This is a genomic window from Azorhizobium oxalatiphilum, assembly GCF_014635325.1.
In the GTDB taxonomy this organism is placed as follows: Bacteria; Pseudomonadota; Alphaproteobacteria; order Rhizobiales; family Xanthobacteraceae; genus Azorhizobium; species Azorhizobium oxalatiphilum.
The window spans coordinates 78,160-104,352 of record NZ_BMCT01000001.1 but is presented as its reverse complement, the minus strand read 5'-3'; the positions used below and the strand labels follow the sequence as shown (position 1 = coordinate 104,352).

Below are 26,193 nucleotides of genomic sequence, written 5' to 3'. Positions count from 1 at the left end.
GTCGCGTGAATGAGGACCGCCACATCGGGCCGGCCCCCTTGTGTGCCGTCCGGATGGACCGGCACGAACGTGATCTGGGAAGCCGCCCGGCAGGCGTCAAGGGGCCCCGGACCGCCTGCGGCGGGGACGAATCCCCTTTTCGCCAAATGAATGGGCGGTGAATGCGCGCGTCGGACCCTGTTCACGCCGGCAAGGTTAAGGTTCTGCCGCTCGGCTGGGTGGGGGACCCGCAGTGCAGGATCACAGTGCCGGAGGGAACGGTATGGCCTGTCGTGCAGGCTCCGCTTTTCTCACCCCCACGCCCGACCCTGCGCGGCGTGTTCTGCTCGCCTGGTCCTTCCCGGACGATCCACTCCCCGGTGATCCAGCTTTGCCGATCCAGCCCCGCTGCATCGGCACTGGTGATCCAAGCCTGACTGCCGCCCCGACGATGTCCCGTTCCGCCCATCCGTTCCGCCTCCCCGCATTGTGCTCCGTGCTCACCCATATGTGGGCCGGTGTGCTGGTGGCAGGAACTGTCGCTTTCGCGGGCGGTATCGTGTCCGGAGACATCACCCTGACGCCCGCCGCAGGCAGCACCAGCTCCGGTTCGCATGCGGCGGATCTTCTGGGCAGCGGCTTCGTCACCCGCGCGCGGGCGGAAACCCTCGGCGCCTCGGCGCTCGACACCGATCCGCCCCGCAGCGCCGCACGCGGTGCCTCCCGTCTCATGGTGGCCGATCCGCTGGACACCGCGCCCCGGCGCACCGCCATCCCCTCCACGGACGATCTGGCCTTGCCCAGCGCCTATTCGCGCCCCGACGACAGCGCGCAGGATCTCGCCCGGCCCGATCCCGGCGAGGCGCCGGAGAGCGGACGTCCGCGCGCCCATGGGGTCTACGCGCCCTATCTGGCCAATCCGCAGGTGGGCGACGGCGACCTCGATCCCAAGGCGCTGAAAGGCAGCCTGGAAGCGCGCGGCTTCACCGATCTCTCCCGCCCGATCCTGCGCGGCCGCACCTATATCTGCGAGGCCACCGGCCCCCGCCGCGAGCGGGTGCGCCTGCTGGTGGATGCCGATTCGGGCGTCATCGTCGGCCTTACCGTGCTCGGCTACGACAACCGCAGTTCGGTCTCCACCCCCTGAGTGACGTCCGGCTCAGCTGTGCCGGCCCCCGCCCCGCCCGCGATTGTCCCTGAGGGCGGCACGGTGTATCGCTCGGGACTGAGCCGCGGCGCCCCCGCCGCCGGCGCCGGATGCCCTGCCGCGCATGACGCTCCATTCCATCCCGTCCAACGAGGTGCCCGAGGGCGCGGTGAGCGGCTTCGTCACCACCGCCGATGGCCGCCAGATCCGCTTCGCCCGCTGGCGCCCCGCCAGCGGCTGCCGGGGCACGGTGGCGCTGTTTCCGGGACGGGCGGAGTTCATCGAGAAATATTTCGAGGTGGTGCGCGACCTGCTGGCGCGCGGCTTTGCCGTCGCCACCCTCGACTGGCGCGGACAGGGCGGCTCGCAGCGCCTGCTGCGCAACCCGCGCAAGGGCCATGTGCGCCGCTTTTCCGACTATCAGCTCGATCTGGAGGCGTTCGGCAGGCAGGTGCTGCTGGCTGATTGCCCCGCCCCGCATTTCGCCCTCGCCCATTCCATGGGCGGCGCCATCCTGCTGGAAGCGATCATCGACGGGCGGCGCTGGTTCGACCGCGTGGTGCTGAGCGGGCCGCTGCTGGATATCGCCCTCGTGCCCTATCCGGCGCTGGCGCGCACGCTCGCCGCCACCCTCAGCGCCATCGGCTTTGCCCGCGCCTTCGTGCCCGGCGGCGGCGGCACGCTCGTCAACACCTTGCCCTTCGCCACCAATCTCGTGACCTCCGATCCGGAGCGCTATGCCCGGTCGGCGGCGGTGGTGGAGGCCCATCCCGAGCTGGGCCTCGGCGCCCCCACCATAGGCTGGGTGCACCAGACCTATCTGGCCATGGCCGCCCTGCGCAGCCCCGAGGTGATGCGCGAGATCCGCCAGCCGCTGCTGATGATCGCCGCCGGTGACGAGCGGGTGGTCAGCAACGCCGCCATCCAGCACATGGCCTCGCGCCTGATCGCCGGCGCCTATGTGACGGTGCCCGCCGCCCGCCACGAAATCCTGATGGAGCGCGACATCTTCCGCGCCCAGTTCTGGGCCGCCTTCGACGCCTTCATCCCCGGCAGCTCGCCGTTCTGAAACCGCCCGGCCCGCCTCCTAAAACGAGGCGCATGCGCTGAGCGGAATGCTTCAGCGCCAGACCTGCCCTAAGGGAGCGCAGGGTCTGGCCTGGGGGACATCCGACATGAGGTTTGGGCGGGACGCGCCCGCGGTGCTCATCGCGGCGACGGTGGTCGTGGTCTCGGCGCTCGGCGCGCTGTCATACATGCTGTTCAACAGCCTCACCGATGCGGTGGAGCGCGGGCAGTTCCAGCTGATGCAGTCCATCGTGGACGGCGCGCTGCGCGATGCCGAGAACAAGGCGCTGGCGCGGGCCGAAATGGTCGCTGGCCTGCCGGCCACCAAACGCCTCATGGCCACGCGCGACCGCGACGGGCTGATCGCCGAATATGGCGCCATGTTCGCCGGCCAGAAGGCGCGGCACGGGGTCGATCAGGCCCAGTTCCACGTGCCGCCCGCAACCTCGCTGCTGCGCCTCAACAACCCCGCCCTGTTCGGCGACGATCTCAGCCGCTCACGGCCCATGGTGGTGGCGGCCAATCGCGAGCGCGCCTCCCGCAAGGGCTTCGCCATCGCCCGTTCCGGCCCCGCCATCTTCGGCGTGGCGCCGATTTCGGATGCGGCCGGCACGGCGCTCGGCAGCTTCGAGATCGGGCTGGATTTCGGCCCGCTGCTGGCGGCGCTGAAATCCGCGCACGGCCTCGATCTCGCGCTGTTCGTGGAAGGCCCGCCCCTGCGGGAGCTGGCCACCGGCGCGGATCCGGCCAAGCTCGGCGAGCAGAATCAGGTGGGCCGCTTCGTCCGCTTCTCCGCCACCAACGCCACCCTGCTCCAGCCGCTGGTGACGGCCGCCGATCTGGCCGCCGTCAACGCGCCCGCCCACTACACCCGCGAGACGCAGGGCAATTTCTACGGCGTGCTGCTGCTGCCGCTGAAGAATGCCGACGGCGTGTCGCTCGGCGTCATCGCCGCCGCGCGCGATTTCAACGGCACGCGGATCGCGGCGGGCGAATCGCTGGTCTGGCAGATCTGCTTCTCGCTCATCGCCATCGTGCTGCTCTCCGGCCTGATCCTGATCGTCATCCGGGGCTTCCTGCTGGCGCCGCTGAAGCAGGTGGGCGCGCGGCTCGCCGCTTTGTCGGCCGGCGAAGCGGCCGAGCCCATGGACGACACCAGCGTCTATCCGGCGGAGATGCGCACCATCCTCGGCTTCTATGAGCGGATCCGGGCGCGCATGAGCCGGGCGGACGCCCGCACGCCCGCGAGCCGTCCCGGAAGCCACCCATGAAAGGCGCCCTTCTGACGGGCGCCCTGCCGGCCCTGAGGCGCAGCCTGCTGCTGGCGGCGCTGTGGCTGCTCGCCCTCGGCACCGCCGCCAGTGCGCAGGCGCTCACCGATCTGCCCACCGCGCGCGGCCTGCCGCTCACTGTGCAGGTGGGTGTCGCCTTCGTGGATGTGTCCGCCTTCTCGGAGAATACCGGCCTGTTCACGGCCACCGTGGACGTGCGGCTGCGCTGGCAGGATTCCCGCCTCGCCAGCCCGCCGGCGGAAGCCGGCGCCCCGCCGCGCATCTGGCGCGACGCGGAGGCGGACGCGCGTCTGGCCGAGATCTGGTCGCCCGGCGTGGCACTCACCAATCTCAAGGACGAGCCCACCTATCAGGCGCGGGGCCTGCGCATCTTCGCCGATGGCACCGTGGAGCTGATGAGCCGCACCAGCGGCGATTTCTCCACCCCCGTGGACGTGGGGCGCTTTCCCTTCGATCACCAGCAGCTGGAAATCTCGCTCGCGACCCGCCAGTCCACCACCCATGCGGTGGTGCTGGCCTATGATCAGGACGATCTCGACTTCTCGCAGGCCGCCGCCACGGTCAGCCTCGACGGCTGGGAGACCGGCTTCGTCACGCTCGCCAGCAAGCCCCTGAGCGGCTGGTACAATGCCAGCCACGCACGGGTGGTGGCGGGGCTGGAGGTGCAGCGCCGGGTGGGGCTGGCGGTGGCGGCCATCTTCATTCCGCTGCTGGCTTCGCTGCTCATCCCCATGCTGGCCCTGTGGCTCAACCGGATCGACGACGGCGTGTTTCAGATCGAGACCTTCGAGCTGGTCAATCTGATCGTCGGCGGGCTGTTCGCGGTGATCGCGCTGAACTTCACCATCTATTCCAGCTATACCGCGCTGGCGAGCAGCAACAATTCCGTCAACCAGCTGTTCGCGCTCAACTATGCGACGCTGGGCATCAGCCTGCTGGTGAACATTCTGTTCTACCGCTTCCAGGTGTTCGAGCGCCTGTTCGGGCGCCTCGTGCAGGCGGAGATCTACCGCTTCCTGATGTGGGCCATCCCCGTCATCGTGTTCACGCTGGCGCTGTCCTTCATCTTCACCGCGCTGGCGTGAGCGGGCGGCGGGGTTGCCCCGCCTGCCCGTTGCGGCCACCCCTCAGGGGTTCAGGCGCTTCAGCGCCTGCTCGTGCACGGCGCGGCTGCCGGCCACCACCACGCGGCCGCCGGAGAGCGGCGCATTGCCGTCCCAGTCGGTGACGATGCCGCCCGCGCCCTCGATCACCGGGATCAGCGGCACGATGTCGTGGTCCTTGAGGCCGGTCTCGATCACCAGATCCACGAGACCCGCCGCCACCATGCAGTAGGAATAGCAGTCACCGCCATAGCGCGAGAGACGCACGTGCTGCTCCACGCCCTGGAACAGCGCGCGCTCCTCCGCTTCCATCAGCAGCGGGCTGGTGGTGAAGAGGATGGCGTCCTCCAGCTTCTCGCAGTCGCGCACCAGCAGGCGGCGCTTGCCGGCGGGGCCCTGATAATGAGCACTGCCGCCATCGCCATAGAAGCGCTCGCCGATGAAGGGCTGATGCATCATGCCGTAGACCGGCTTGTGGTCTTTCAGCAGGCCGATCAGCGTGCCCCAGGCGGGCATGCCGGAGATGAAGGACTTGGTGCCGTCGATGGGGTCCAGCGCCCACACATAGCGCGCGTCCGGACGCTCCAGGCCGAACTCCTCGCCGATGATGCCATGCTCGGGGAAGGCGGCGGTGATCATGCGCCGCATCACCTGCTCGGCGGCGCGGTCGGCCTCCGTGACGGGATCGAACGCGCGGCCGCGCTTGCCGCCCTTGTCCTCGACACCGATGGCGGTGCGGAAGAAGGGCAGGATGGCCTCGCCGGACTTGGTGGCGAGGTCATGGACGAAGGCGTCGATGGCGACGGCGGTCATGGGATGTGTCCTAGAGCATGTCCTGAATCAGGGAGCGCCCTGCCCCGGCGGATCAAGCCGGCGCATCGGGCGGATCGCCGACCGGCTCTAAAGCGAAACCGCGCGCAAGGGAATGGCCCGTTGCGCACGCGCGCCGCCGCAGGCCCGCCTCCATCCGGCACGGGCCGGGTGGCGGCGTCCATGGAATCGCCCGCCAGCTGAAGCTCGGCATCTTGCGCCTGCGAAGGAGACATCGTCTGTTTTTGGGGCATGCCCGCGGCATCAACGGCACATGCGATGGGCTAAATCGCATTAAATCATTGGGAACAAACGGAAACCTGTTTTTATGGCATGCTCAAACTATCACCACGGCACATACTTGATGCAGAGGGGGCAAAAGCTCATATTGATGCGGCGCGGTATTGCATCGCTGCGATGCCGCTGCCCTCCTTGGGCGTTTCCTCCCTAGACTTGGGCCGCTCTACGTGAGCGGCCCCTTTATTTTAGGGCGCTGCTTGGCGGCAACTTCAGCTCAACAGCCCGACATCTGGAACAGCGGCACGCGCACGCCGTCGCGCTCCTGAAAAGACACCCTGCACGCAAGCGGCTGCGCCGTGCGTACACCGGCTCTTTCAAGAGCGGATCTATCCAGACCATTTCAGAGCTGCGCGGACGCCGGACCTTTGCCTCGGTCCGCCCCGCCTTCTGCCATCTCCCGCGGGGCAGCCTCTTGCGGGCTCCCTCCGTGGGCGTTTCCTCGACCCTTCCACTGTAGAAACCCACGGCCGGCGCCCCGGTTCCCGTGGCGCCCCGCTTGCCATCTCTGCCCGCTGCCACACCTGGCGGCGCGCGCCCGGCGGCAACCGGCCTTCAAATCCTCTCCCGGCCCCCGACAGAAACAGAGGCGTCACCGCAAGGCGGTACCTCAGAAGGGCATTCGGGTGCATTGCGATGGCTGGGAAACGGCCCCGGCAGTCGATTCCGCTGCCGGAGCCAGGCGGCACCGCAAAGGGCGCCATAAAGGATGTAAAATTAATTCAGACTTTTCAGGTGCTTGAACCATTTTTTGCGCCTGCGACAAAACAGGACTTGATTTCTGGCACCGCAATCGGCTATTGCGACATGGCGATTGGCGTCGCTGTGTCGCTGCCCTCCTTGGGCGTTTCCTCCCTAGACTTGGGCCGTTCGCTTGCGGACGGCCCCTTTCTTTTTTGGGCCACCGAAACGCAACGGAGAGAGCCGGTACCGTTTGGTTATCTCGGCTCACCAACGAATTCGTATATCTGCCATTCGCAAAACGCAAGGCAGAAGTGTGACGGCTTCCGCTTGGTCAAGCGTGACTGTGCTGCGACATGTTGGCATCCCCTCACAAATCCGACAGCTGCCGCAGGTGTTTGCACGCCTCGGTGCGCGCCTGCACGCACCCCGTCCCTGGGTTGCAGAGGGGTGTGGACGGGCAGCGATGACGCCAGCCCCGCCAGTTACTTAACCAAGGGTCAGGAGATCACTCGGCGGCAGCGGCGCGCGGCGGCGCGAGTTCGTCGGCCAGTTCGAACAGCTGGCGCGCCACATCCGCCAGATCCGCCCTGACGCGGTAGAAATCCGCTCCGCGCACATAAGTGGCCTCATCCATATAGAGGCCGCGATTGATCTCGATCTGCACCGCATGCATGCCGGCGGCGGGATTGCCGTAATGCTCGGTGATGTATCCGCCCGCATAGGGCTTGTTGCGCACCACCACATAGCCGCGCGCGGACAGCTCATGCTCCAGCGCCTCCGTCACCAGCGCGGCGCAGGAGGTGCCGTAGCGGTCGCCGATCACGAAATCGGCCCGGGTGTGGTCGTCGCGGGCGGGGCCGGACGGCATGGAATGGCAGTCCACCAGCACCGCCGCGCCGAAGCTGCGGTGGGTGCGCGAGATCAGCCGCCGCAGCGCCTGATGGTAGGGCTTGTAGAAGGCCTCGATGCGCTCCATGCCCTCGGCCACCGTGAGGCGGCGCGGATAGATCTCCTGCGCATCGCCCACCACGCGGGCAATGGTGCCCAGCCCGCCGGACACCCGGATCGAGCGCGTGTTGGCGAAGGCCGGCAGGCGGCCGTCGAACATGCGCGGGTCCAGCTCATAGGGCTCGCGGTTGAGATCGAGGAAGGCGCGCGGGAACAGCGCCCGCATCAGCGGCATGCCGGCAGCCACCACATCCAGGAACAGCTCGTCCACGAAGCTATCCTCGGAGCGGCGCAGGGTCTCGAAATCGAGCCGCGCCTGCTCGACGAAGGGGCGCGGATAGATGCGCCCGCTGTGCGGCGAGTTGAACACGAACGGCCCGGCGGGCTCCTCCGGCGAGAGGATTTCGAACGACGGGTCGATGGTATCGGCAAGGCAGGCAGTCATCGAGGAACGGGAATCCGCGAAATCGAAAGACGGGCGAACCCGACCGAGAGACAGGCGCCAAGAGGATGGCGTTCTCTTATCATGCGCAACTTGGCCACCGCTTGGAAGGGCTTAAGGGCAGGCCGGGGACAACTTAGAGCCGGATCAGATCGGAGCAAATCCATCCGGCCGGCGTTCCCTTCCCCCAGTAACCGCCGTTTCATGGCGTGCCCCGGCGCCGTCATCTTAACCCAACCTTGGCAAGGCCCTTGTGAAGACGACAGGGTTGCGGTCTAACCGCTCCATGGAGGCGGATCGGTTCAGATTGATGATCTGAAGCGTCGATCCGGCTCACCAAACAGTCTCCAATGGATGACGCCGCGCCGGCGTCTGCGTCTGCCTTTTTCGGGTGCATGGTTCACTTCGAATTTACCCGTTTGGGCGACACCAGACTTGAGGATCGGCTGCCCGCCTTCGGGCTCGGGTGCGGCCGTGATGATGATCTAAGGGGATGGGCGTGAAGATTCTGCTCGCCGAAGACGACAACGACATGCGGCGCTTCCTGGTGAAGGCGCTGCAGAACGCCGGCTATCAGGTCGCCTCCTTCGACAATGGCCGTTCCGCTTACGAGCGCATGCGTGAGGAGCCGTTCGAGCTGCTCCTGACCGACATCGTCATGCCGGAGATGGACGGCATCGAGCTGGCGCGCCGCGCCACCGAGCTCGATCCCGACCTGAAGGTGATGTTCATCACCGGCTTCGCCGCCGTGGCGCTGAATGCGGACATGGAAGCGCCCTGCGAAGCAAAGGTGCTGTCCAAGCCCTTCCATCTGCGCGACCTCGTCAGCGAAGTGCACAAGATCCTTCAGGCGGCCTGAGCCGCGAGGGTAAAAAGGGCGGCCCGGGCCGCCTGAAACCAAAGGGTTCGCACGGTCATCCCCAGCCGTGCACAACATGGCCTTCCATGGTGGCTTGCATCCGCAATAGCGAGCCGATATAGAGGCCACCTCCTGACGGATGGGCGCGTAGCTCAGCGGGAGAGCACCTCGTTGACATCGAGGGGGTCACAGGTTCAATCCCTGTCGTGCCCACCATCCGTTCCTTAAGCCCACATTCGACATATGGCCCAAAAGCCTCGCGGCCACGCGCCGGGGCCTGCGCATGCGTGCCATGCGCATCCGCGCGCGCCGTGTGCGCGTAAGCCGAACGCATGCCAACGGCCACGCTGACACCATCGCCCGGCGGCATGCCTCCCGCCCGGACGGGAGAAACAGCGGTTTGATCTGCCCCATTGACGGCTTCTCCCCGGCGGCCCATGTGGCGATCCAGAGGTGAATGATGACCATGACGACCACCGCCCCCGCCGCTCAGGCCACCGCGACGACCCTGCCCTCCGCCCATCCGAAGATCGCCTTCGGCCGCATCGGCGTGCTGCTGGTCAATCTCGGCACGCCGGAGGGCACGGACTATTGGTCCATGCGCCGCTATCTGAAGGAATTCCTCTCCGATCCGCGCGTCATCGAGGCCAACCGGGCGCTGTGGTGGTTCGTGCTCAACGCCATCATCCTCACCAAGCGACCGGGGCCGAAGGGCAAGGATTACGAGACCATCTGGAACAAGGAGCGCAACGAGGGGCCGCTGAAGACCATCACCCGCGGGCAGGCGGAAAAGCTTGCCGCGCGGATCGGCGGGCGCGACGAGCGCATCGTGGTGGACTGGGCCATGCGCTACGGCTTCCCCTCCATGCCCGACCGCATCGAGGCTTTGCAGAAGGCCGGCTGCGACCGCATCCTCATCGTGCCGCTCTATCCCCAATATGCCGCCGCCACCACCGCCACCGTGGGCGACAAGGCGTTCGAGAAGCTGGCGAAGATGCGCTGGCAGCCGAGCGTGCGCCTGGCCCCGCCCTGGCATGACGATCCGGTCTATATCGACGCGCTCGCCACCTCGCTGGAGGGGCATCTGAAGGCGCTGGATTTCGAGCCGGAGGTGATCCTCGCCTCCTTCCACGGCATCCCGAAGTCCTATCACGAGAAGGGCGACCCCTACGCCTGCCAGTGCATCAAGACCGCGCGCCTGCTGCGCGAGCGGCTTGGCATGTCGGAGCAGAAATTCCGCCTCACCTTCCAGTCGCGCTTCGGCAAGGAGGAGTGGCTTCAGCCCTACACCGACAAGACGGTTGAGGCTTTGGCGAAGAGCGGCGTGAAGCGCATGGCCATCCTCAACCCCGGCTTCACCGCCGACTGTCTGGAGACGCTGGAGGAGATCGGCGGCGAGAATGCCGAGATCTTCCTGCACAACGGCGGCGAGAAGTTCGCGGCCATCCCGTGCCTCAACGACACGGACGAAGGCATGCGGGTGATCGAGGCGGTGGTGCTGCGCGAGCTTGCGGGGTGGATTAAGGGCTGAGGGCGGCGGGCCTTTCGGCGTTCAAGCCCGATACCGATGCAGCAGAGGATCGTCATGGCCGGGCTTGACCCGGCCATCCACGTCCATCGGCCGGGTGGATGGATGCCATATGCGCGCGCGGTCGGGGTTCCAGCTTTCCAACCAACCACCGTCGGCCCGACGTGGATGGCCGGGTCAAGCCCGGCCATGACGAGTGGATAGGGGTGCCCGGCAGATCAGAGCCTCCTCGCCCCACAGCGCAACAGGCCCCCTCTCCCGCTTGCGGGGGAGGGTTGGGGAGGGGGCAGACCGGGCGCAACGCCCCCTACTCCTCCCGCCCCACCCCCAGCCGCCTTGCCGCCGCCCGCGCCAGAGCGGTGAAGTTCAGCACGGTCTGCGCCGGGCGCTGGCTGCGGTGGGCGAGCGCAAGCCCCACATGCGGCACCGGCGGGCGCAGCGTGCGATAGGCCACGCCCGCGAACCCCAACTGGCGCATGGAGGCCGGCACCAGCGACACCCCAAGCTCCGCCGCCACCAGCGACAGCATGGAGGTGATCTGCGGGGCCGGCTGGCCCAGCACCGGCTCGAACCCCGCCGCCCGGCAGGCCTCCAGCGCCGTGTCGTGCAGGCCCGTGCCCAGGGCGCGCGGCGTCATGATCAGCGGATCACCCGCCAGCACCGCCAGATCGAGACCACCCGTGCCCCGCGCCTCGGGATGGGCCGCGGGCAGAGCGGCCACCAGATCATCCTCCAGCAGGGTGCGCACCGTCAGTTCCTCCGGATCGGAGGCGGACGGGCGCAGGATCGCCACATCCAGCCGCCCCGCCATGAGCCCCTCCACCAGCCCCACGGAATGGCCCTCCTCCAGCTTCAGCTCCACCTCCGGATAGGCCCGGCGATAGGCGCGGATGCTGGCGGGGAGCACCGGGTTCAGCGTCGCCGTGCCCACCACGCCGATGGCCAGTTGCCCGGTCTCGCCGCGCGCCGCCCGGCGGGCGGCCTCTCCGGCGGCGATCGCCTGAGCGGGCATGGATTTCACCGCATCGAGGAAGGCCGCGCCGGCCTCGGTCAGTTCCGCGCCATGGGGCACGCGGTGGAACAGCAGCGTGCCCACCTCGCGCTCCAGATCCTTGATCTGCTGGCTGAGCGGCGGCTGGCCGATGCCGAGGCGCGCGGCGGCGCGGGTGAAATTCCCCTCGTCCGCGACGGTGAGGAAATAGCGGATGTGGCGCAGTTCCATCGCCATTCATTTAACATATGGCAAAGGCCATTTCCATATATTGGACCCTTGGGAGCAGTGCAGCTATCTCAAGCCGGAAGAAAGTTGAGACATCATGGCTGCCCCCATCGCCGCCTCAGGCGACGCCCTCGAAAACACCCTCGTCCAGACTGTTCTCGCCCGTGACCTGACGGCCCCGCCCGCCATCAGCGACGCCATCGACGCCGAAGCGCTTGAAGGCGATGCCGTCACCGCCGAGACCCTGCCGCCCGCCATCGCGCCCTTCATCCGGCGCGGCACGGCGGAATATCGCCGCGCGGGCCTGGCCCTGTTCCTCGCCGGCTTCGCCAGCTTCTCGCTGCTCTATTGCGTGCAGCCGCTGCTGCCGGATTTCGCCCGCAGCTTCGGCGTGAGCCCGGCGGAAAGCGCGCTGGCGCTCTCGCTCACCACCGGCATGCTCGCGGTGGCGATCCTCATCGCCAGCGTGTTCTCGCAGGCCTGGGGCCGGCGCGGGCTGATGTTCGGCTCCATGCTGTTCGGCGCGGCGCTGAACCTCGTGGCGGCCATGATCCCGAGCTGGCACGGCCTGCTCATCGCCCGCGCGGCGGAGGGCCTCGTGCTCGGCGGCGTGCCGGCGGTGGCCATGGCGTGGCTGGCGGAGGAGATCGACCCCGCCCATCTCGGCAAGGCCATGGGCCTCTATGTGGGCGGCACCGCCTTCGGGGCCATGCTCGGCCGCGTGGGCATGGGGCTGATGACCGAATTCACCTCGTGGCGCATGGCGCTGGGCGTGCTGGGCGCGCTGTGCCTCGTCTCGGCGCTGGGCTTCGTGCTGCTGCTGCCGGCCTCGCGCCATTTCGTACCGAAGGCCGGGTTCGATCCCGCCTTCCATCTCAAGGCGTGGGCCGGACACCTGCGCAACCGGCGCCTGCTGCGCGTCTATGCCATCGGCTTCATGCTCACCAGCATCTTCGTGACGCTGTTCAACTACGCCACCTTCCGGCTGGCGGGGGAGCCGTACGGCCTCAACCCCACGCAGATCAGCCTGATCTTCCTGTGCTACGGCTTCGGCGTGGTGTCCTCGCAGGTGTCGGGCTCGCTATCCGACCGCTTCGGCCGCCGCCCGCTGCTGGTGGCCGGCTTCGCCTTGATGCTCGCGGGCGTCGCCCTGACGCTGGCGGCGCCGCTGACGCTGGTGGTGGCGGGCATCGCGCTGGTGACGATCGGCTTCTTCGTCACCCATTCGGCCGCCTCCGGCGCGGTGGGGCCGCTGGCCGGCACCGCGAAGGGACATGCGGCCTCGCTGTACCTCCTGTTCTATTACATCGGCTCCAGCCTCATCGGCTCGGTGGGCGGCTGGTTCTGGAGCCATGGCGGCTGGCCCTTCGTGTGCCTGCTGACCGGCGGCTTCGCCCTGGCAGGCGCCCTGCTCTCGCTCACCGTTCCGGTGCCGGCGAAGGTGGCCAGGCCGGCAGCGAAGTAGGGGCGGAGACGGCCCGCCGTTTCCCCCTCCCCACCCCTCCCCCGCAAGCGGGAGAGGGAGCCTGCCGCGCCAGCCGGACTGTGCGCCCGCCATCCCATTTCCCCCTCTCCCGCTTGCGCGGGAGGGCAGGGAGGGGGCGCGCGAAGCGCTGATGCGGCTAGGTCTGACGAGACGCCGGGTCTGGGATTGCCCCCGCGCCGCCCCTTTCCAAAACCCCTCCAACCTCTCCCCCCGCCCTTGCCCCGAAGGCAGGCGCGTGCCCATATCGGGCGCGCTGGCTTGCCGCCGGCCGGGAAAACGGGAGACGCACCATGATCTTGTCCGGAGCCAGCATCTTCGTGCTGGTGCTGCTGGTCCTCGCCATCACCGTGGTCGTGGCCGGCGTGAAGACGGTGCCGCAGGGCTATCAATATACGGTGGAGCGCTTCCGCCGCTACACCGGCACCCTCTCCCCCGGCCTCAATCTCATCGTCCCCTTCATCGACACCATCGGCAACCGGGTGAACGTCATGGAGCAGGTGCTCAACGTCCCCACGCAGGAGGTGATCACCAAGGACAATGCCACCGTCTCCGTGGACGGCATCACCTTCTTCCAGGTGTTCGACGCCGCGAAAGCCTCCTACGAGGTGGCCCAGCTCGACACCGCCATTCTGGCGCTCACCATGACCAATATCCGCACCGTCATGGGCTCCATGGATCTTGATCAGCTGCTCTCCCATCGCGACGCCATCAATGAGCGCCTGCTCCACGTGGTGGATGCCGCCGCCGCCAGCTGGGGCGTGAAGGTGACGCGCATCGAGATCCGCGACATCGTGCCCCCGGCGGACCTCGTGAACGCCATGGGCCGGCAGATGAAGGCCGAGCGCGAGAAGCGCGCCTCCATTCTGGAAGCCGAAGGCATGCGCCAGTCCGAAATCCTGCGCGCGGAAGGCCAGAAGCAGGCCCATATCCTTGAGGCCGAAGGTCGCCTCGAGGCTGCCCGCCGCGACGCGGAAGCCCGCGAGCGCCTCGCCGAAGCCGAGGCCAACGCCACCTCCGTGCTCTCCAGCGCGGTGGCCTCGGGCGAAATGGCGGCGCTCAATTACTATATCGCCGAGAAGTATGTGCAGGCGTTCGAGAGCCTCGCCAAGGCGCCGAACCAGAAGGTCATCATGATGCCCTATGAGGCGAGCGCGCTGGTCTCAAGCCTTGCCGGCATCGGCGAGATCGCCCGCGAGGCGTTCGGCGGTGGTTCGGGCGGTGGCTCCGGTGGCTCCGGGCCTGCCGGAGGCGGCAACCGTCGCCCGGCCTCGCCCACGGGGCCGAGCGCGGGCCAGAATGCGGGCGCCGCGCGCACCACCTCCACGCCGACCGCCGGCCAGAGCGTGGAGATGCGCTTCGGTGGCGGCGCCGGCGGCTGAGGAGAGCACCTGTGACCTTTCTCACCAATGGCCTTTGGGACGCTTCCTGGGCCTGGTTCGTGCTCGGCGGCGTGCTGCTGGTGGCGGAGATCATCCTGCCCGGCGCCTTCCTGCTCTGGCTCGGCCTTGCCGCCCTCGTCACCGGCTTCATCGTGCTGGCGGCGGCGGTCAGCTGGCAGATGCAGATCGTCGCTTTCGCGCTGCTGGCAGTGGTGGCGGTGGTGATCGGCCGGCAGGTCTCGGCCCGCGCCCGCCCCTCGGACCATCCCTTCCTCAACCGCCGTGCCGACGGGCAGGTGGGCCGCGTGTTCACGCTGGAAGAGCCCATTGTCGGCGGCACGGGGCGCGTGCGCATCGACGACACCATCTGGCGCGTGGACGGCCCCGACCTTCCGGCCGGCGCCAAGGTGATCGTGCTGAAGACCGACGGCGCCGTGCTGGTGGTGGGGGCGGCGTAGGGCGCCGCGCTCACGCTTTCTGGCAGCCGGCGCGCCTGAGCATGTCGCGCACGATCAGCGGCGTTGCCGGCACCTCGGCCCTGTCGTCGCGCCGGGCCGCCGTATCGATGGCCTCGCGCACATCCGAGGACGACAGGCTGAGCGGCTGCCGGCAGACGGCCCGGCTCATGTCCACCACCACGCCGGCCGTCTCCCCCACGCCCGCCAGATAGGCGACGAGCACCTGCTGCGCCACGCGATCGACCGGAGCGCCGTCCAGCATCTGCTGGACCTGCGCCACGGACAGCCGCCCCTGCGCGGTGGAAGGCGCAGCGGCCACGGGCAGAACCGAGGACAAGGCCCCCGACAGAACAAGAACACAGGCGGGCAGTCGGCGGCGAGGGATGATGGACATGGCAGGCCTCCTTTGGCACCCAAACCGTCCTGCGAAAATATTTTATTGTCAAACGATAATTTTTTGCCATTATGCGGCGACAACTCATCTGGAGTAGACCCATGCCGCCGCTTGCCGCGCCCGCACACCATCCCCGGCTGACCGCCCTTGCCCGGCTGAGCCGCGCCATGGCCGCCCTGTGCACGGCAACGGCGGTGCTGCTGGCTGCCGGCATGCTCGTCTACTGGATCATGACCCCCGCCCCCGCCCTCTTCGCGCAGGCCGGCCTCGCGGCCGACGCCGGGGCGGAACTGGGGCCGGCGGCCCGCGCCTTGGGCTTCGCCGTGTCGATGATCCCGCTCGGCGCCCTCATCTACGGGCTGGTGAGCGCGCGGCGCTGCTTCCGCGCCTTCGCCGCCGGCACGGTGTTCTCCGCCACGCCGATCCGGCGGCTGCGGACCTTCGCCCTTGCCGTAATCGCGGCCGCGCTGCTGAAGCCGGCGGCGGGGGCGGCCCTGTCCCTGCTCCTCAGCGCGCAGAGGGGGAATGGACCGTGGTCCCTGGCCCTCCATGTGGGCTCGGACACGCTGCTGGCGCTCGTGCTGGCCGGAACCGTGGCGGTGATGGCCTCCATCATGGCCGAGGCAGCGGCGATCGCCGACGAAAACCGCCAGTTCGTCTGAGGTCCTTCGCCATGCCCATAAAGGTCAGGCTCGGCGTGATGCTCGCCGAGCGCAACATCAAGTCGAAGGACTTGGCCGAGCACGTGGGGATCACCGAGGCCAACCTCTCCCTGCTCAAGCAAGGCAAGGTGAAGGGCGTGCGGTTCGAGACGCTGGAGAAGATCTGCCAGTATCTGGACTGCCAGCCGGGCGATCTTCTCCGCTATGAGCCCGGAACGGGCGGGTAGGTAAACCGCGTATTCACGCTGGAGGAGCCCATCGTGGGCGGCGTAAGGCCGACTGCCAGTCCGCTCGGATCACCGATGCAGAAAATGAACCGTCATCCCCGGACTTATTCCGGGGATCCACGTGGTGCCGCCAGGCGGGCGGAGAATTTTGACCGTAAACTCATTAACTCTCGACTGATGAGCCGGGCGGTAACGGGGAGCTCTTTAGTTGCTCAAGCCAGTCCCTAAAATCGTCAGCTCCATATAGGTAGGAGCCGGGTTCAGCCAGCAGGTCGGCTCCTGCAAGTCGCGTCAATGCTTCCCACACAGGCCAGTCCTTGATCTGCACGACCGCACCCGGGGTCTGATCGGCAAGGAGCCACGTTTCGGCCCAAGTGCTTGCATCGCCGGGTGAGAGGCTGCCATCCGCCAAATCAGCGAGCCTGCTTAAGACCGCTGAGCGAGTTGGCAGATCTACCCAGTGTGCTCTGGTCTTCATCGCCCGATGATCATGAAGTGCTCCAGCAGAGGAGGAAAGCATTTTCATCGGTCATTGACATGATTAAGCATTGGGGATGAGCCGATGTGATTTGAGCTACTTCGAGTGGCGAGTGATTGAACCGCTCCCGCCCAGCAGGCAGCGACCTTTTCGCGCAGCCCTTGCACCGGCGCGCCGTCACGCCCCACAACCCGCGCCACCGCACGCATGCCCCGTGAAACGCCGGCCTTTCTAAGGTAGCGCCCGCCCGTTCCGGTGGACGGGCGGGCAGCCTAGACTTTCGCGCGCGGCATCCCTCTCCGTCCGGGCCGCGGGACGCGGGCGCGATGATCTCGACGAGATGACCTCAAGGCCGATCTGCGCGCCGCGCCCGGCGGCGCCCCCGCAGCCCACCGCGCCGGCCGCCGCCGGCACGACGCCGCCCGCAGCCCCGCTGCCGTTCGAATACACGCTCCAGCGCACCCCCGTGGGCGTCATCCTGCTCGATGCCGACCGGCGCATCCGCGCCGCCAATCCGCTCGCCCGGCGCATGCTGGCCCAGCGCGGCGAACCGCTGTTCGGCACCGAGATTCTCGCCCTCCACCCCGAGGCCGCCCGCGCGAAAGTCGCCTTCCTCATCGACAGCGCCGAAAAAGCCGAGGACGGCGCCGCCTCCCTCGTTGTCACCACCGCCATGGGCAGTCTGGTGGCCAAGGTGGCGCGGCTGGAGGGGGGCGACGGCGGCTTCTGCATGATGTTCCACACGCTGGGCGACCGGGTGATGGGCGAGCCCCCGCCGCCCGAGCCCGAAGCGGTGCCGCTGCTGCTGAAGCTGCCCGTCATGCGCGGCACCGGGGACGTCACCACCCTCATTGACGTGGACGACGTGGTGTTCCTCTCCGCCGAAGGTCATTACGCCCGAGCCGCCACGCGGCAGTTCACCGCCTTCTGCCCGCGTGCGCTGGCCGATCTTGAGCAGCGGCTCGATCCGGCCCGCTTCCTGCGGGTGCACCGGCGGCATGTGGTGAACATCCGCCACGTGCGCGCCGCCGAGCGCGCCGACGGGCGCTGGCACCTGCGCATGGCGGATGCCGCCGGCACCCGCCTGCCCGTCAGCCGGGCGAAGGTTGCCGAGATGCGCCGCATGCTGGCGGTGTGAGGCCCTTTGCATGCCTGCGCCGCCGACCATTCACGCAGGCCAGATGTCACTCATGCAGGCGCCGGGCGCGTGGGGCACGGGCCGTTGCGGGCCAGCCCTCGCGCGTGGCCCTCTCATGGAAACCGGGCCGGTGCCCGGGGCTGCCGGGCCGGACATATCTGTTCGCGATCGGCTTCAGACCCATGACGACGGCAGGTTTTTCATGACCACGACCCTCAACACCGCGCCCAACACGCCTGCGGGCGACCGCTACGTCTCCTTCCTCGACATCGATTTCGAGGGCAACATGGCCCGCGTGCTCGACCATCTGTCGCGCTATATCGACAATCCCGAGACCGGCAACGCCTTCTGGGACCGCTTCAAGGCCCGCCTGCAGGCGGCGGTGGACGGCGGCGCCAGCATCCAGGACAAGCTGCTGCTACTGCACTCCCACGTCTATTACATGGTGGACCTGTTCGAGACCCACGACGACGAGCAGGCGCTCGCCGACCTGAAGAAGCTGGAAGAAGAGTGCTTTTGACCGTGCCGGTTTGACAGGTTTGCCTTCGCAGAACCGCACGCACCTTTGCCACTGACGCCGCGCGGGGCCGCCCACCCGCGCGCCAGTGTCACGCCGCCGGCCGCTCCGGCGCAACGGTCAGCTGAAGCCCCAGAGTGTTTCATTGTTTCATGGAAACACTGAAACACTCCAATTTATTGATAGAGAATGTTTTTCGGCTTGGATTGCGGAGCAATCAAAGCCGAACATGCTCTAAAGCCTTCAGCACGCCGAGAAAGGTGGACAGGCGTGGATCACCATCCGGACTGAGCGCCTTATAGAGCGCCTCGCGGGTGACACCGGCCTGCCGGGCCACCTCGCTCATGCCCCGCGAGCGGGCAATGGCGCCGAGCGCGGTGGCGATCACCGCCGGCTCGCCATCCTCGAACGCCGCTTCCAGATAGGCCGCAACCGCCTCCGGCGTATCCACGTGATCGGCCATGTCCCAAGGGGTGGTCGGCTCGCTTCTGATCGCACGCTCAGTCATGGTCGTCCTCCTCCATCTGCGCTGCGAGCAGTTGGAGGAACGGTCAGCCGCGCGCACCAGAACTCCTCATCGCCCGATAACTATAGTTCACAGAGCCAACGAAGTCGCCCGGCCTTGCGCCCGGCCTGCCCCCTCCCCATCCCTCCCCCGCAGCTAAGAGAGGGAGCCGGTTGCGCCAACCGCATCGCCACGCTTGAACTCTCAGCAGGGAAAGCCCTCTCCCGCTTGCGGGGGAGGGTTGGGAGGGGGCATGGCGCGGCCTCTTCCCTTGATCACGAACGCCCTCACACCGCCCCCGCCACCAGCCGTGCCACGTCCGCATGGATGGCATCGTTGCCCGCGCCGTCCAGCTTGCTCGCGGTGAGGTAGCTGGTCACGATCAGCGGCGCGCGACCGGGCGGCCAGAGCACGGCGATGTCATTCGCGGTGCCGGTGCGCTTCGGCCCGGTGCCGGTCTTGTCGCCCACCTTCCAGCCGGACGGCAGACCCGCGCGCAGGCGCTTGTCGCCGGTCTTGCAATCCAGCAGCCATTGCGTGAGAAGCGCCCGCGAACCGGCCTTCAGCCCATCGCCGAGCACCAGCTTTTCCAGATCGTCCGCCATGGCGTCGGGCGTGGTGGTGTCCAGCGTCTCGCCGGGCGGCACCACGTTGAGTGCCGGCTCAGTCCGGTCGAGCCGCGTCACCGGATCGCCGAGCCTGCGGGCGAAGGCGGTGACGGCCTTCGGGCCACCGATGGCGGCGAGCAGCAGATTGGCCGCGCCGTTGTCGGACAGCGTCATGGTGGCCGCGCAAAGGGCCTCGACGCTCGCGCCCGTGCCCACGTTCTTCTCCACCATGGGCGAATAGTCGATCACATCCACCGGACGGATGGGCAGCAGGGTGGCGAGCTGCATCTTGCCTCCATCCACGCGCTCCAGAACGGCGGCAGCCAATAGAAATTTGAAGGTGCTGCACATGGGAAAGCGCGTCCCGCCGCGATGGGCGAAGCGGGCGCCATTGCCCGTGTCCCGCACCGCCACGCCCAGCCTGCCGCCGCTCTTCGCCTCCAGCGCGGTGATGCCCTCGGCCAGCGCGGAGCCACCGAAGGGCTTTGCCGGCTCAAGCGCCAGAGCACGGCCCGACAGGGAAAACGAAGCCAGGGGCGCCGCGCTGGCGGCGGCAAGGGTCAACATCATCCGGCGGCGGGAAAGCATCACGACATCCTCCTGTTTCGCGGCCGGACGATGCCCAAGCGCGCGCCGCCCCACAAACAATGATATCTCGACGCTGGCATGAATTGATCTAATGGCTCTGACATGGACCGTCCCCAGCTTCCGCTCAATGCCCTGCGCGCCTTCGAGGCCGCCGCGCGGCATCTCAACATCACCCGCGCCGCCATGGAGCTGTGCGTGGGGCAGGCCGCCGTGAGCCACCAGATCAAGGCGCTGGAGACGCGGCTCGGCGCCCCCCCTGTTCCGCCGCCTGCCGCGCGGACTGGCGCTCACCGACGAGGGCGCGGCCCTGATGCCGCTGGTGCGCGAGGCGTTCGACCGCATCGGCGCCACGCTGGACCAGTTCATGGACGGGCGGCTGCGCGAGGCCCTGACGGTCGGCGTGGTCGGCACCTTCGCGCTCGGCTGGCTGCTGCCGCGCCTTCCCGCCTTTTCCGCCGCCCATCCGGGCGTGGATCTCAGGGTGCGCACCAATAACAACAAGGTGGATCTGGCGGGCGAAGGGCTCGACTGCGCCATCCGCTTCGGCGACGGCGCCTGGCACGGCGTGGCGGCAACGCCGCTCCTCGCCGCGCCGCTGGCCCCGCTGTGCGCCCCGGCGCTGGCGGCGGGGCTGGCGCGCCCCGCCGATCTCGCCGCCTTGCCGCTGCTGCGCTCCTACCGGGCGGAGGAATGGGAACGCTGGTTCGCCGCCGCCGGTGTCCCCGCCCCGCCGCTGCGCGGGCCGGTGTTCGACAGTTCAACCCTGATGGCGGGGGCGGCCGCCGCCGGGCTCGGCGTGGCGCTGCTGCCCGTGCCCATGTTCACCGCCGAGCTTGCCGCCGAGCGGCTGGTGCAGCCGTTTGCGCTGGCCATCGATGCGGGATGCTACTGGCTCACCCGGCTCAACACGCGGCCCGAGAGCCCGGCCATGGCCGCCTTCCGCACCTGGCTCACGCGCGAGACGGACAGCGCGGAAACCGCCGCCATGGCCGCGCCCGCCAGCCGCCCGTAGACGCCTCCAAGACGTAATCTTGACCGCAAGCCATACGTCAGCGTGACGTAATCTCTACCCTCGAACCGCCACCGCCAAGCTGTATGGAGGTACGATAAACACACCACTCGTTCAGCGATTTAATTTGCTAGCAATGCAAAGCGCCGGAAAACCAACGCTTTTCCGTAAGCTTTGCCGCACCGCATAAGATTCTGAAGTTTTGTAATAACGGCTTATTGATTTTTGCCTGAGCGCAGCTGAATAATCAGACATCCGCTGCGGCAGGGATTCCAAATTCCGGTTTCAGCGGGGTTTATTTCGGCCTTTCCAGCCTAGTCTGGAAAGGACTTCGCATATTTTTGGCGCCGCTTTCGCCTCCGGGGGGAGATGACGCAGCTTTGTCGAGGTGTTCGGTTCAGCCGACCCTCGGGGCACGGAGGTGTTTTTACCTCCGGTCCTAACTCACACATAAGCGGACACGCCGTGCGCCAGCCGGTGAAAAGTCCGCGCCACGGGATTGGAAATTCGGCAGTGCGGTCGGGCGCACACACGTCCGACCGCTTTGCCCACGCCAAGGAGTGTCCGGATCCTAGAGGTGGGATCGGAAGCGGATTGCGGCACTGCGAAGTGCATCGATCCGTTTCCTGAAGCTGCCTCTGAAACTCAGGTGGAGACCGTCTCCCGGCTTGGATTGCGCAGCAATCGAAGCCCGACGCGCTCCGGAGCAGGGATGGATATTCCGCGATGCATGGCACTTTTGATACGCTGCTCAAGCAGACCGTCTCCTCCGACACGCCCGAACGCGTCATCGAACTGGCGGATCACTCCGCCGTGGTGGCCGCCGGCAAGGCACGCGCCATTCAGGCCATCACCGGCCAGACGCGCATGCTCGCCCTCAACGCCACCATCGAGGCCGCCCGCGCGGGCGATGCCGGGCGCGGCTTCGCCGTGGTGGCCGAGGAGGTCAAGGCGGTGAGCGCGGAAATCGGGCGCCTGGCGTCCGATATGGAAACCGAGCTGCGCAGTGCCCTGGACGAATTGCGCGCCGTCGGCCGCCGCATGGCGCAGGACGTGCGCGGCCAGCGCCTTGTTGATCTGTGCCTCAACGGCATCGAGATCGTGGACCGCAACCTCTATGAGCGCACCTGCGACGTGCGCTGGTGGGCCACCGACGCCGCCGTGGTGGCGTGCGGCGGCGAGCCCACGCAGGAGGTGGTCGCGGAGGCCGAGAGGCGGCTCGGCGTGATCCTGTCCGCCTACACCGTCTATCTCGACCTGTGGTTCTGCTCACCCGACGGGCGGGTGGTGGCGCACGGCCGCAGCGATCGCTATCCCGGCCTGCGCGGGCTCGATGTCTCGCACGAAAGCTGGTTCCGCGAGGCGCTGAACTCCGCCTCCGGCGATGATTATGCGGTGGCGGACGTGATGCCCTGCCAGGCCCTGCGTCACGCGCCCGTGGCCACCTATGCCGCCGCCGTGCGCGAGGGCGGCGCCCTGCGCGGCAAGCCCATCGGCGTGCTGGGCATCCATTTCGACTGGGAGCCGCAGGCCCGCGCCGTGGTGGAGGGCATCCGCCTCTCGCCCGACGAGGCCGAGCGCTCCCGCGTGATGCTGGTGGATGCGCGCGGACGCATCCTCTCCTCCTCCGACCGGCGCGGCGAATTCACCGAGATCGTCGACCTGAACGCCAAGCACCGGCGCAGCGGCATCGACCATCTGCCCGACGGACGCACCATCGCCTTCCACCTCACCCCCGGCTACGAGACCTACCGTGGCCTCGAATGGGCGGGCGTCATCGTCCAGCACCCCGCCCGCGGCGAAGGTCGCGACAAGGATCCGCCGCAGCGGCGCAACCGGTTCTGACCAGGCCGGACGGCGGCCTGTCCATCCGTTCCCCCGCACGGACGAACGGGCCTGCAGCGCGACAGCCCGACCGGAGGGGGGTCTCCGGCCGTGTTGCTGATCTGATGCTCATCCATTGATGAGCCGGAGGTCAGGCCGGGCGATGCCGCCGCATCTCCCGGCGCGCGTGCGTGTGGGCGGGGCGCTGTCATTCTCCCGCTCGAAGGAGGCCATCCATCGATCCACCGGCACCGGATAGTCAGAAAGGCGCGACGCGCTCTGACGAGCCCGCTCGACCGCGTGCCAGTCCCGCGGTCGCCATCCGACCTTTCATGGTCGCGTAGAATTTCCTGCCACCCTGCCAGCGTGCGCTGTCTGTCCAACTCTGCTTGCCCCTTCCAACCCTGCCCACGCGAAGTCGGATGTTTCCGATTTCGGCTCTGCAAGGTGCCGAGACCGGCAGCAGCCGGTTTCGGGCGCGAGGGAGAGGGACGGGGAAGGACGCAGCCCGCGAAGGTCCAGTCGTGATCCAGGAACGGGGCACTCCCCCAAGACAGCCGATGCCGGCAATCTCGGAGAAACTCCCGCCCTGTTCACGCATCAATCCAAAGCTGCAAACAGCACTGTATCGGTGCAGCTTTTTGATTGATGTTCAATTCTAAGCTTATATTCGGGTACCAGATCTTTCACCAGCTTCGCGATCCGGACCAGGTCATCCACCCTGTGATAGAGGCAAATCGCCAGTTTGGGGCGCTGCGTCTGGATCAGCTGTGCCGCACCCTTCAGCGCATCGTACTCGCCGCCTTCAATATCCAGCTTGATCATGGAAACGGCCTCTTCCAGCAGCAGGCTGTCAAGCTTGGCAACGGGAATTGAGATCGTACCGGCGGGAAGATCCGGGCCGTCTTTCACGATGGCCGAGAAGACCCCGTCCACGACAAAGCTTATGACTCCATCGCAATTGGCGACCCCGGTGGGGATGATCTCGACCCCGCTATTCTGTGTCGCGGCCACGGCATTGAGGCTGGCCTGCATCGTCGGGTCGGGTTCGAAGGCGAACACCTTGCGGTATCCTTGATCGGCGGCCTCGAGAAACAGTCTGACCGTGTCTCCGTCGTGCGCGCCGCAATCCACATAGACCGTATCGGCACTCGGCTTCAGGAGACTGCGCATCAGGTAAAGATCGTCGGTGCCGGTGGAGGCTTCCTCGAAATCGGCGCGATCGCCGCTGAGATGCCCCTTGATCACGCGGCGATAGGTTTCGCGCGATTTCTCATCATGCAGAATGCCCAGAACTTCTTCAAACTGCGCGAGATTCTCGGTGAAGAATTTGCGAAACTCGCCCTTGTCGAAGAAGTAGGCACAGGTGAGATCAACGTCGCTCACCCTGCTCGGGTCGAGCGTTTTGCCCAGAAGCGCCAGAATCTCGTCGAAATACACCGGACTGGAGATCAGGAAGCGCGCGTGCGGGAACTCCACGGCCGCCTTTTCCATCGCCATGATGGGATAGGTGTCGCGAAATGACTGCCCGTGCTTCGCAGGATTGGAATCACAGATCGCCACCACCAGAAATCCATGCCGCTCCAGCTTTCTCACGATGTCCGGAAGCGCGAATCCGGCGCCATACAGCACAAGCTCGGGCTTGTCCCTGGCGCTGTCGAGGAACTGATCGATCTTGCCGGTGGTCTTAAGCAGCGTCTCAAGCACTTGGCGATATCCCCTGTGCGGTGCACGGGTCTCTGGGAACCCGGTCCGAAAGCTATTGGGCAAGACCGGCATGTCCTGATCCACGCCTTCCGCGCGACGCGGGGGTGAAACACGACGTAGATGGGTAGTGCCTAGCGTGAACATAGGCGAGCTGGATTGCCTTATCCTTGCGTCAAGGATCAGGCGGCTCAGGGACCTGAAAAAAGAAATGCCGGCCGCCATGGGCGACCGGCACGTTCAAGACCTGAGAAGACCGAACAGACGCAGCGGCAGATAAAGACCTGCCGCCCGCGCAACTTCACTCGTTGTCGCTGCCAGCGCCCTGGAAGAAGTCCTTCATCTTGGCGAAGAAGCCGTTGGATTCCGGGTGCGTCTCCGAGGAGGAGAGGCCCTCGAATTCCGCCAGCAGTTCCTTCTGGCGCTTGGTCAGGTTCTGCGGCGTCTCCACCACCACCTGCACATACATGTCGCCGAACGAGCGCGAGCGCAGCACCGGCATGCCCGAACCGGCCATGCGCAGGCGCTTGCCCGACTGCGTGCCCTCGGGAATCTTCACATTGGTCTTCTCGCCGCCGATGGTCGGCACTTCCACCGTGCCACCCAGCGCCGCCGTCACCATGGAGATGGGGGCGCGGCAATACAGGTCCGCGCCCTCCCGCTGGAAGAAGGTGTGCGGCTCGATGGACAGGAAGATGTAGAGATCGCCCGCAGGGCCGCCGCGCACGCCGGCCTCGCCCTCGCCGGCAAGGCGGATGCGGGTGCCGTCTTCCACGCCCGCCGGGATCTGCACCTGCAGGTTCCGCTCGCGGGTCACGCGGCCGGCGCCGCCGCAGTTCGGGCAGGGATCCTCGATCACGCTGCCCCGGCCCTGACAGGAGGGGCAGGTGCGCTCAAGGGTGAAGAAACCCTGCGCATGGCGGATCTTGCCGGCGCCGCCGCAGGTGCGGCAGGTCTTGGGCTGGGTGCCGGCCTTGGCGCCGGTGCCCGAGCACACCTCGCACGAGATGGAGGTGGGGATGTTGATCTGGGCGGTCTTGCCGGAGAAGGCTTCCTCCAGCGTGATGTCCATGTTGTAGCGCAGGTCCGCCCCGCGCGCCCGGCCACCGCCGCCGCCGCGCTGCTGGCCACCGCCGCGCCCCATGGAGCCGCCGAACAGATCGTCGAAGATGTCCGCGAAGGTGGAGGCGAAATCGGCATTGAAGCCGGCGCCGCCACCGCCGCCGCCGCCATTCTCGAAGGCGGCATGGCCGAAGCGGTCATAGGCGCCGCGCTTCTGCGGGTCCTTGAGCACTTCGTAGGCTTCGGAGATTTCCTTGAAGCGGACCTCGGCCTCGGGGTCGCCCGGATTCTTGTCCGGGTGCCACTTCATCGCCAGCTTGCGGAACGAAGCCTTCAGCACCGTTTCGTCGGAGCCGCGCTCGCAGCCGAGCACTTCGTAATAATCTCGCTTCGCCATGGTCTTCGCTTTTTCCTCGCCGGGCCGTCCGGTCCTCAAGGTCAGGCGCGCACGCCTGAAAATTCCATCCCGGCCCGCGACCCCACGTAGCGGCACAGGCTTGTCTAGAGCAGGCACCCGCCCGGTTTGCAAGCGCGGTCCGCCGGGAGAAGCTCTCCTGCGCAAACGTCATGCGACCCGCAGCGCCCTGCCGGGACACCGGAACACCGGGACCTTCCGCCCTGCGGCCACGCCGGGCGCCCTGCGGCCGCGCCGGTATCGGCCGGCGGCTCCGCCGGGCACCCTGCATCCCCGACCCCATCGCAGGTTCGGGAGACGTCTCGCAGGGCTTGTCCCGCTCAAGGGCCGAAGGCCGACATCAAGGCCGGCCACGACCCGCGA

Annotated in this window: 23 protein-coding genes, 1 tRNA gene and 1 pseudogene; 16 read left to right on the top strand and 9 right to left on the bottom strand. The window is 67.5% G+C overall.

What is annotated here, in order from left to right; all coding sequences use genetic code 11:
- Window positions 1-262: 262 nt before the first annotated feature.
- The 4 genes from IEW24_RS00540 (at window position 263) to IEW24_RS00525 (ending at window position 4,571) form a co-directional block, all read left to right on the top strand.
- Entirely contained in the window at window positions 263-1,126 is an 864-nt protein-coding gene (locus IEW24_RS00540; protein ID WP_188574402.1) for a hypothetical protein, read from the top strand.
- Window positions 1,127-1,250: 124 nt separating this feature from the next.
- Window positions 1,251-2,195, top strand: coding sequence for an alpha/beta fold hydrolase (locus IEW24_RS00535; protein ID WP_188574400.1), 945 nt, complete (start codon window positions 1,251-1,253; stop codon window positions 2,193-2,195).
- A 106-nt stretch (window positions 2,196-2,301) separates the two neighbouring features.
- A complete protein-coding gene (locus IEW24_RS00530; RefSeq protein ID WP_188574398.1) occupies window positions 2,302-3,465 on the top strand; it encodes a cache domain-containing protein in 1,164 nt (387 codons plus the stop codon).
- Window positions 3,462-4,571, top strand: a complete 1,110-nt coding sequence (locus tag IEW24_RS00525) for a ligand-gated ion channel (protein WP_188574396.1) — start codon at window positions 3,462-3,464, stop codon at window positions 4,569-4,571. The genes IEW24_RS00530 and IEW24_RS00525 overlap by 4 nt, the downstream gene beginning before the upstream one ends.
- 42 nt (window positions 4,572-4,613) lie before the next feature.
- Here IEW24_RS00525 and hisN read toward each other — a convergent pair whose 3' ends face one another.
- Both hisN and IEW24_RS00515 read right to left on the bottom strand, forming a co-directional pair.
- Complete coding sequence (gene hisN / locus IEW24_RS00520) at window positions 4,614-5,402, bottom strand: histidinol-phosphatase (RefSeq protein ID WP_188574394.1); 789 nt, start codon at window positions 5,400-5,402, stop codon at window positions 4,614-4,616.
- Between the two features lie 1,483 nt (window positions 5,403-6,885).
- Window positions 6,886-7,773 (bottom strand): N-formylglutamate amidohydrolase, encoded by an 888-nt coding sequence (locus tag IEW24_RS00515; RefSeq protein WP_188574392.1) that lies wholly within the window; start codon window positions 7,771-7,773, stop codon window positions 6,886-6,888.
- A gap of 490 nt (window positions 7,774-8,263) precedes the next feature.
- On the opposite strand from IEW24_RS00515, the gene cpdR reads away from it, so the two are divergent.
- The 3 genes from cpdR to hemH all read left to right on the top strand — a co-directional run bounded on the left by cpdR (window position 8,264) and on the right by hemH (window position 10,160).
- Window positions 8,264-8,629: a cell cycle two-component system response regulator CpdR gene (gene cpdR, locus IEW24_RS00510; protein ID WP_188574390.1), complete on the top strand. Its 366-nt coding sequence runs from the start codon at window positions 8,264-8,266 to the stop codon at window positions 8,627-8,629.
- Between the two features lie 141 nt (window positions 8,630-8,770).
- Window positions 8,771-8,845: transfer RNA gene (locus tag IEW24_RS00505), tRNA-Val, on the top strand.
- A gap of 250 nt (window positions 8,846-9,095) precedes the next feature.
- The gene (gene hemH / locus IEW24_RS00500) at window positions 9,096-10,160 is read left to right on the top strand and encodes a ferrochelatase (RefSeq protein ID WP_188574388.1); all 1,065 of its coding nucleotides are present in this window, start codon (window positions 9,096-9,098) and stop codon (window positions 10,158-10,160) included.
- A 304-nt stretch (window positions 10,161-10,464) separates the two neighbouring features.
- Here hemH and IEW24_RS00495 read toward each other — a convergent pair whose 3' ends face one another.
- Window positions 10,465-11,379 carry a LysR family transcriptional regulator gene (locus tag IEW24_RS00495; RefSeq protein WP_188577214.1) on the bottom strand — a complete coding sequence of 305 codons (915 nt, stop codon included), beginning with the start codon at window positions 11,377-11,379 and terminating at the stop codon, window positions 10,465-10,467.
- Between the two features lie 94 nt (window positions 11,380-11,473).
- Between IEW24_RS00495 and IEW24_RS00490 the strand changes: the two genes are divergently transcribed.
- The 3 genes from IEW24_RS00490 to IEW24_RS00480 all read left to right on the top strand — a co-directional run bounded on the left by IEW24_RS00490 (window position 11,474) and on the right by IEW24_RS00480 (window position 14,699).
- Window positions 11,474-12,841, top strand: coding sequence for an MFS transporter (locus IEW24_RS00490; protein WP_188574386.1), 1,368 nt, complete (start codon window positions 11,474-11,476; stop codon window positions 12,839-12,841).
- Window positions 12,842-13,158: 317 nt separating this feature from the next.
- Window positions 13,159-14,241: an SPFH domain-containing protein gene (locus IEW24_RS00485; RefSeq protein WP_188577212.1), complete on the top strand. Its 1,083-nt coding sequence runs from the start codon at window positions 13,159-13,161 to the stop codon at window positions 14,239-14,241.
- 11 nt (window positions 14,242-14,252) lie between these two features.
- Window positions 14,253-14,699 carry an NfeD family protein gene (locus IEW24_RS00480; protein WP_188574384.1) on the top strand — a complete coding sequence of 149 codons (447 nt, stop codon included), beginning with the start codon at window positions 14,253-14,255 and terminating at the stop codon, window positions 14,697-14,699.
- Window positions 14,700-14,709: 10 nt separating this feature from the next.
- Here the strand turns inward: IEW24_RS00480 and IEW24_RS00475 are convergent, their stop codons facing one another.
- Window positions 14,710-15,093, bottom strand: a complete 384-nt coding sequence (locus IEW24_RS00475; protein WP_188574383.1) for a chlorophyllide reductase — start codon at window positions 15,091-15,093, stop codon at window positions 14,710-14,712.
- Between the two features lie 101 nt (window positions 15,094-15,194).
- Here IEW24_RS00475 and IEW24_RS00470 point away from each other — a divergent pair, with 101 nt between their 5' ends.
- Window positions 15,195-15,755 (top strand): DUF2975 domain-containing protein, encoded by a 561-nt coding sequence (locus IEW24_RS00470; RefSeq protein WP_188574381.1) that lies wholly within the window; start codon window positions 15,195-15,197, stop codon window positions 15,753-15,755.
- An 11-nt stretch (window positions 15,756-15,766) separates the two neighbouring features.
- A complete protein-coding gene (locus IEW24_RS00465) occupies window positions 15,767-15,982 on the top strand; it encodes a helix-turn-helix domain-containing protein (protein WP_188574379.1) in 216 nt (71 codons plus the stop codon).
- A gap of 163 nt (window positions 15,983-16,145) precedes the next feature.
- Here IEW24_RS00465 and IEW24_RS29155 read toward each other — a convergent pair whose 3' ends face one another.
- On the bottom strand, window positions 16,146-16,460 hold the full coding sequence (locus IEW24_RS29155) for a YxzC family protein (RefSeq protein ID WP_507762628.1): 315 nt from the start codon (window positions 16,458-16,460) through the stop codon (window positions 16,146-16,148).
- A 340-nt stretch (window positions 16,461-16,800) separates the two neighbouring features.
- Here IEW24_RS29155 and IEW24_RS00460 point away from each other — a divergent pair, with 340 nt between their 5' ends.
- Both IEW24_RS00460 and cowN read left to right on the top strand, forming a co-directional pair.
- Window positions 16,801-17,598, top strand: coding sequence for a LytTR family DNA-binding domain-containing protein (locus tag IEW24_RS00460; protein WP_188574377.1), 798 nt, complete (start codon window positions 16,801-16,803; stop codon window positions 17,596-17,598).
- A gap of 202 nt (window positions 17,599-17,800) precedes the next feature.
- On the top strand, window positions 17,801-18,118 hold the full coding sequence (cowN, locus tag IEW24_RS00455) for a N(2)-fixation sustaining protein CowN (RefSeq protein ID WP_188574375.1): 318 nt from the start codon (window positions 17,801-17,803) through the stop codon (window positions 18,116-18,118).
- A 214-nt stretch (window positions 18,119-18,332) separates the two neighbouring features.
- On the opposite strand, the gene IEW24_RS00450 is transcribed toward cowN, so the two are convergent.
- Together IEW24_RS00450 and bla are read right to left on the bottom strand one after the other, a co-directional pair.
- Window positions 18,333-18,623 carry an addiction module antidote protein gene (locus IEW24_RS00450; RefSeq protein ID WP_188574373.1) on the bottom strand — a complete coding sequence of 97 codons (291 nt, stop codon included), beginning with the start codon at window positions 18,621-18,623 and terminating at the stop codon, window positions 18,333-18,335.
- 284 nt (window positions 18,624-18,907) lie between these two features.
- Window positions 18,908-19,816, bottom strand: a complete 909-nt coding sequence (gene bla / locus IEW24_RS00445) for a class A beta-lactamase (protein ID WP_188577210.1) — start codon at window positions 19,814-19,816, stop codon at window positions 18,908-18,910.
- Window positions 19,817-19,918: 102 nt separating this feature from the next.
- On the opposite strand from bla, the pseudogene IEW24_RS00440 reads away from it, so the two are divergent.
- Both IEW24_RS00440 and IEW24_RS28960 read left to right on the top strand, forming a co-directional pair.
- A pseudogene (locus IEW24_RS00440) lies at window positions 19,919-20,828 on the top strand (LysR substrate-binding domain-containing protein).
- Between the two features lie 723 nt (window positions 20,829-21,551).
- Complete coding sequence (locus tag IEW24_RS28960) at window positions 21,552-22,670, top strand: methyl-accepting chemotaxis protein (protein ID WP_188574371.1); 1,119 nt, start codon at window positions 21,552-21,554, stop codon at window positions 22,668-22,670.
- A 579-nt stretch (window positions 22,671-23,249) separates the two neighbouring features.
- Here the strand turns inward: IEW24_RS28960 and IEW24_RS00430 are convergent.
- Both IEW24_RS00430 and dnaJ read right to left on the bottom strand, forming a co-directional pair.
- The gene (locus tag IEW24_RS00430) at window positions 23,250-24,356 is read right to left on the bottom strand and encodes an FkbM family methyltransferase (protein WP_188574369.1); all 1,107 of its coding nucleotides are present in this window, start codon (window positions 24,354-24,356) and stop codon (window positions 23,250-23,252) included.
- 298 nt (window positions 24,357-24,654) lie between these two features.
- Window positions 24,655-25,812 carry a molecular chaperone DnaJ gene (dnaJ, locus tag IEW24_RS00425; RefSeq protein ID WP_188574367.1) on the bottom strand — a complete coding sequence of 386 codons (1,158 nt, stop codon included), beginning with the start codon at window positions 25,810-25,812 and terminating at the stop codon, window positions 24,655-24,657.
- Window positions 25,813-26,193: the final 381 nt, after the last annotated feature.

What these genes read in the sequence shown, in the direction of transcription:
- IEW24_RS00540 (WP_188574402.1), top strand. Translation starts at nt 263, where the DNA reads ATGGCCTGTCGTGCAGGCTCCGCTTTTCTCACCCCCACGCCCGACCCT.
- IEW24_RS00535 (WP_188574400.1), top strand. Translation starts at nt 1,251, where the DNA reads ATGACGCTCCATTCCATCCCGTCCAACGAGGTGCCCGAGGGCGCGGTG.
- IEW24_RS00530 (WP_188574398.1), top strand. Translation starts at nt 2,302, where the DNA reads ATGAGGTTTGGGCGGGACGCGCCCGCGGTGCTCATCGCGGCGACGGTG.
- IEW24_RS00525 (WP_188574396.1), top strand. Translation starts at nt 3,462, where the DNA reads ATGAAAGGCGCCCTTCTGACGGGCGCCCTGCCGGCCCTGAGGCGCAGC.
- hisN (WP_188574394.1), bottom strand. Translation starts at nt 5,402, where the DNA reads ATGACCGCCGTCGCCATCGACGCCTTCGTCCATGACCTCGCCACCAAG.
- IEW24_RS00515 (WP_188574392.1), bottom strand. Translation starts at nt 7,773, where the DNA reads ATGACTGCCTGCCTTGCCGATACCATCGACCCGTCGTTCGAAATCCTC.
- cpdR (WP_188574390.1), top strand. Translation starts at nt 8,264, where the DNA reads ATGGGCGTGAAGATTCTGCTCGCCGAAGACGACAACGACATGCGGCGC.
- hemH (WP_188574388.1), top strand. Translation starts at nt 9,096, where the DNA reads ATGACGACCACCGCCCCCGCCGCTCAGGCCACCGCGACGACCCTGCCC.
- IEW24_RS00495 (WP_188577214.1), bottom strand. Translation starts at nt 11,379, where the DNA reads ATGGAACTGCGCCACATCCGCTATTTCCTCACCGTCGCGGACGAGGGG.
- IEW24_RS00490 (WP_188574386.1), top strand. Translation starts at nt 11,474, where the DNA reads ATGGCTGCCCCCATCGCCGCCTCAGGCGACGCCCTCGAAAACACCCTC.
- IEW24_RS00475 (WP_188574383.1), bottom strand. Translation starts at nt 15,093, where the DNA reads ATGTCCATCATCCCTCGCCGCCGACTGCCCGCCTGTGTTCTTGTTCTG.
- IEW24_RS00470 (WP_188574381.1), top strand. Translation starts at nt 15,195, where the DNA reads ATGCCGCCGCTTGCCGCGCCCGCACACCATCCCCGGCTGACCGCCCTT.
- IEW24_RS00465 (WP_188574379.1), top strand. Translation starts at nt 15,767, where the DNA reads ATGCCCATAAAGGTCAGGCTCGGCGTGATGCTCGCCGAGCGCAACATC.
- IEW24_RS29155 (WP_507762628.1), bottom strand. Translation starts at nt 16,460, where the DNA reads ATGAAGACCAGAGCACACTGGGTAGATCTGCCAACTCGCTCAGCGGTC.
- IEW24_RS00460 (WP_188574377.1), top strand. Translation starts at nt 16,801, where the DNA reads ATGACCTCAAGGCCGATCTGCGCGCCGCGCCCGGCGGCGCCCCCGCAG.
- cowN (WP_188574375.1), top strand. Translation starts at nt 17,801, where the DNA reads ATGACCACGACCCTCAACACCGCGCCCAACACGCCTGCGGGCGACCGC.
- IEW24_RS00450 (WP_188574373.1), bottom strand. Translation starts at nt 18,623, where the DNA reads ATGACTGAGCGTGCGATCAGAAGCGAGCCGACCACCCCTTGGGACATG.
- bla (WP_188577210.1), bottom strand. Translation starts at nt 19,816, where the DNA reads ATGCTTTCCCGCCGCCGGATGATGTTGACCCTTGCCGCCGCCAGCGCG.
- IEW24_RS28960 (WP_188574371.1), top strand. Translation starts at nt 21,552, where the DNA reads ATGCATGGCACTTTTGATACGCTGCTCAAGCAGACCGTCTCCTCCGAC.
- dnaJ (WP_188574367.1), bottom strand. Translation starts at nt 25,812, where the DNA reads ATGGCGAAGCGAGATTATTACGAAGTGCTCGGCTGCGAGCGCGGCTCC.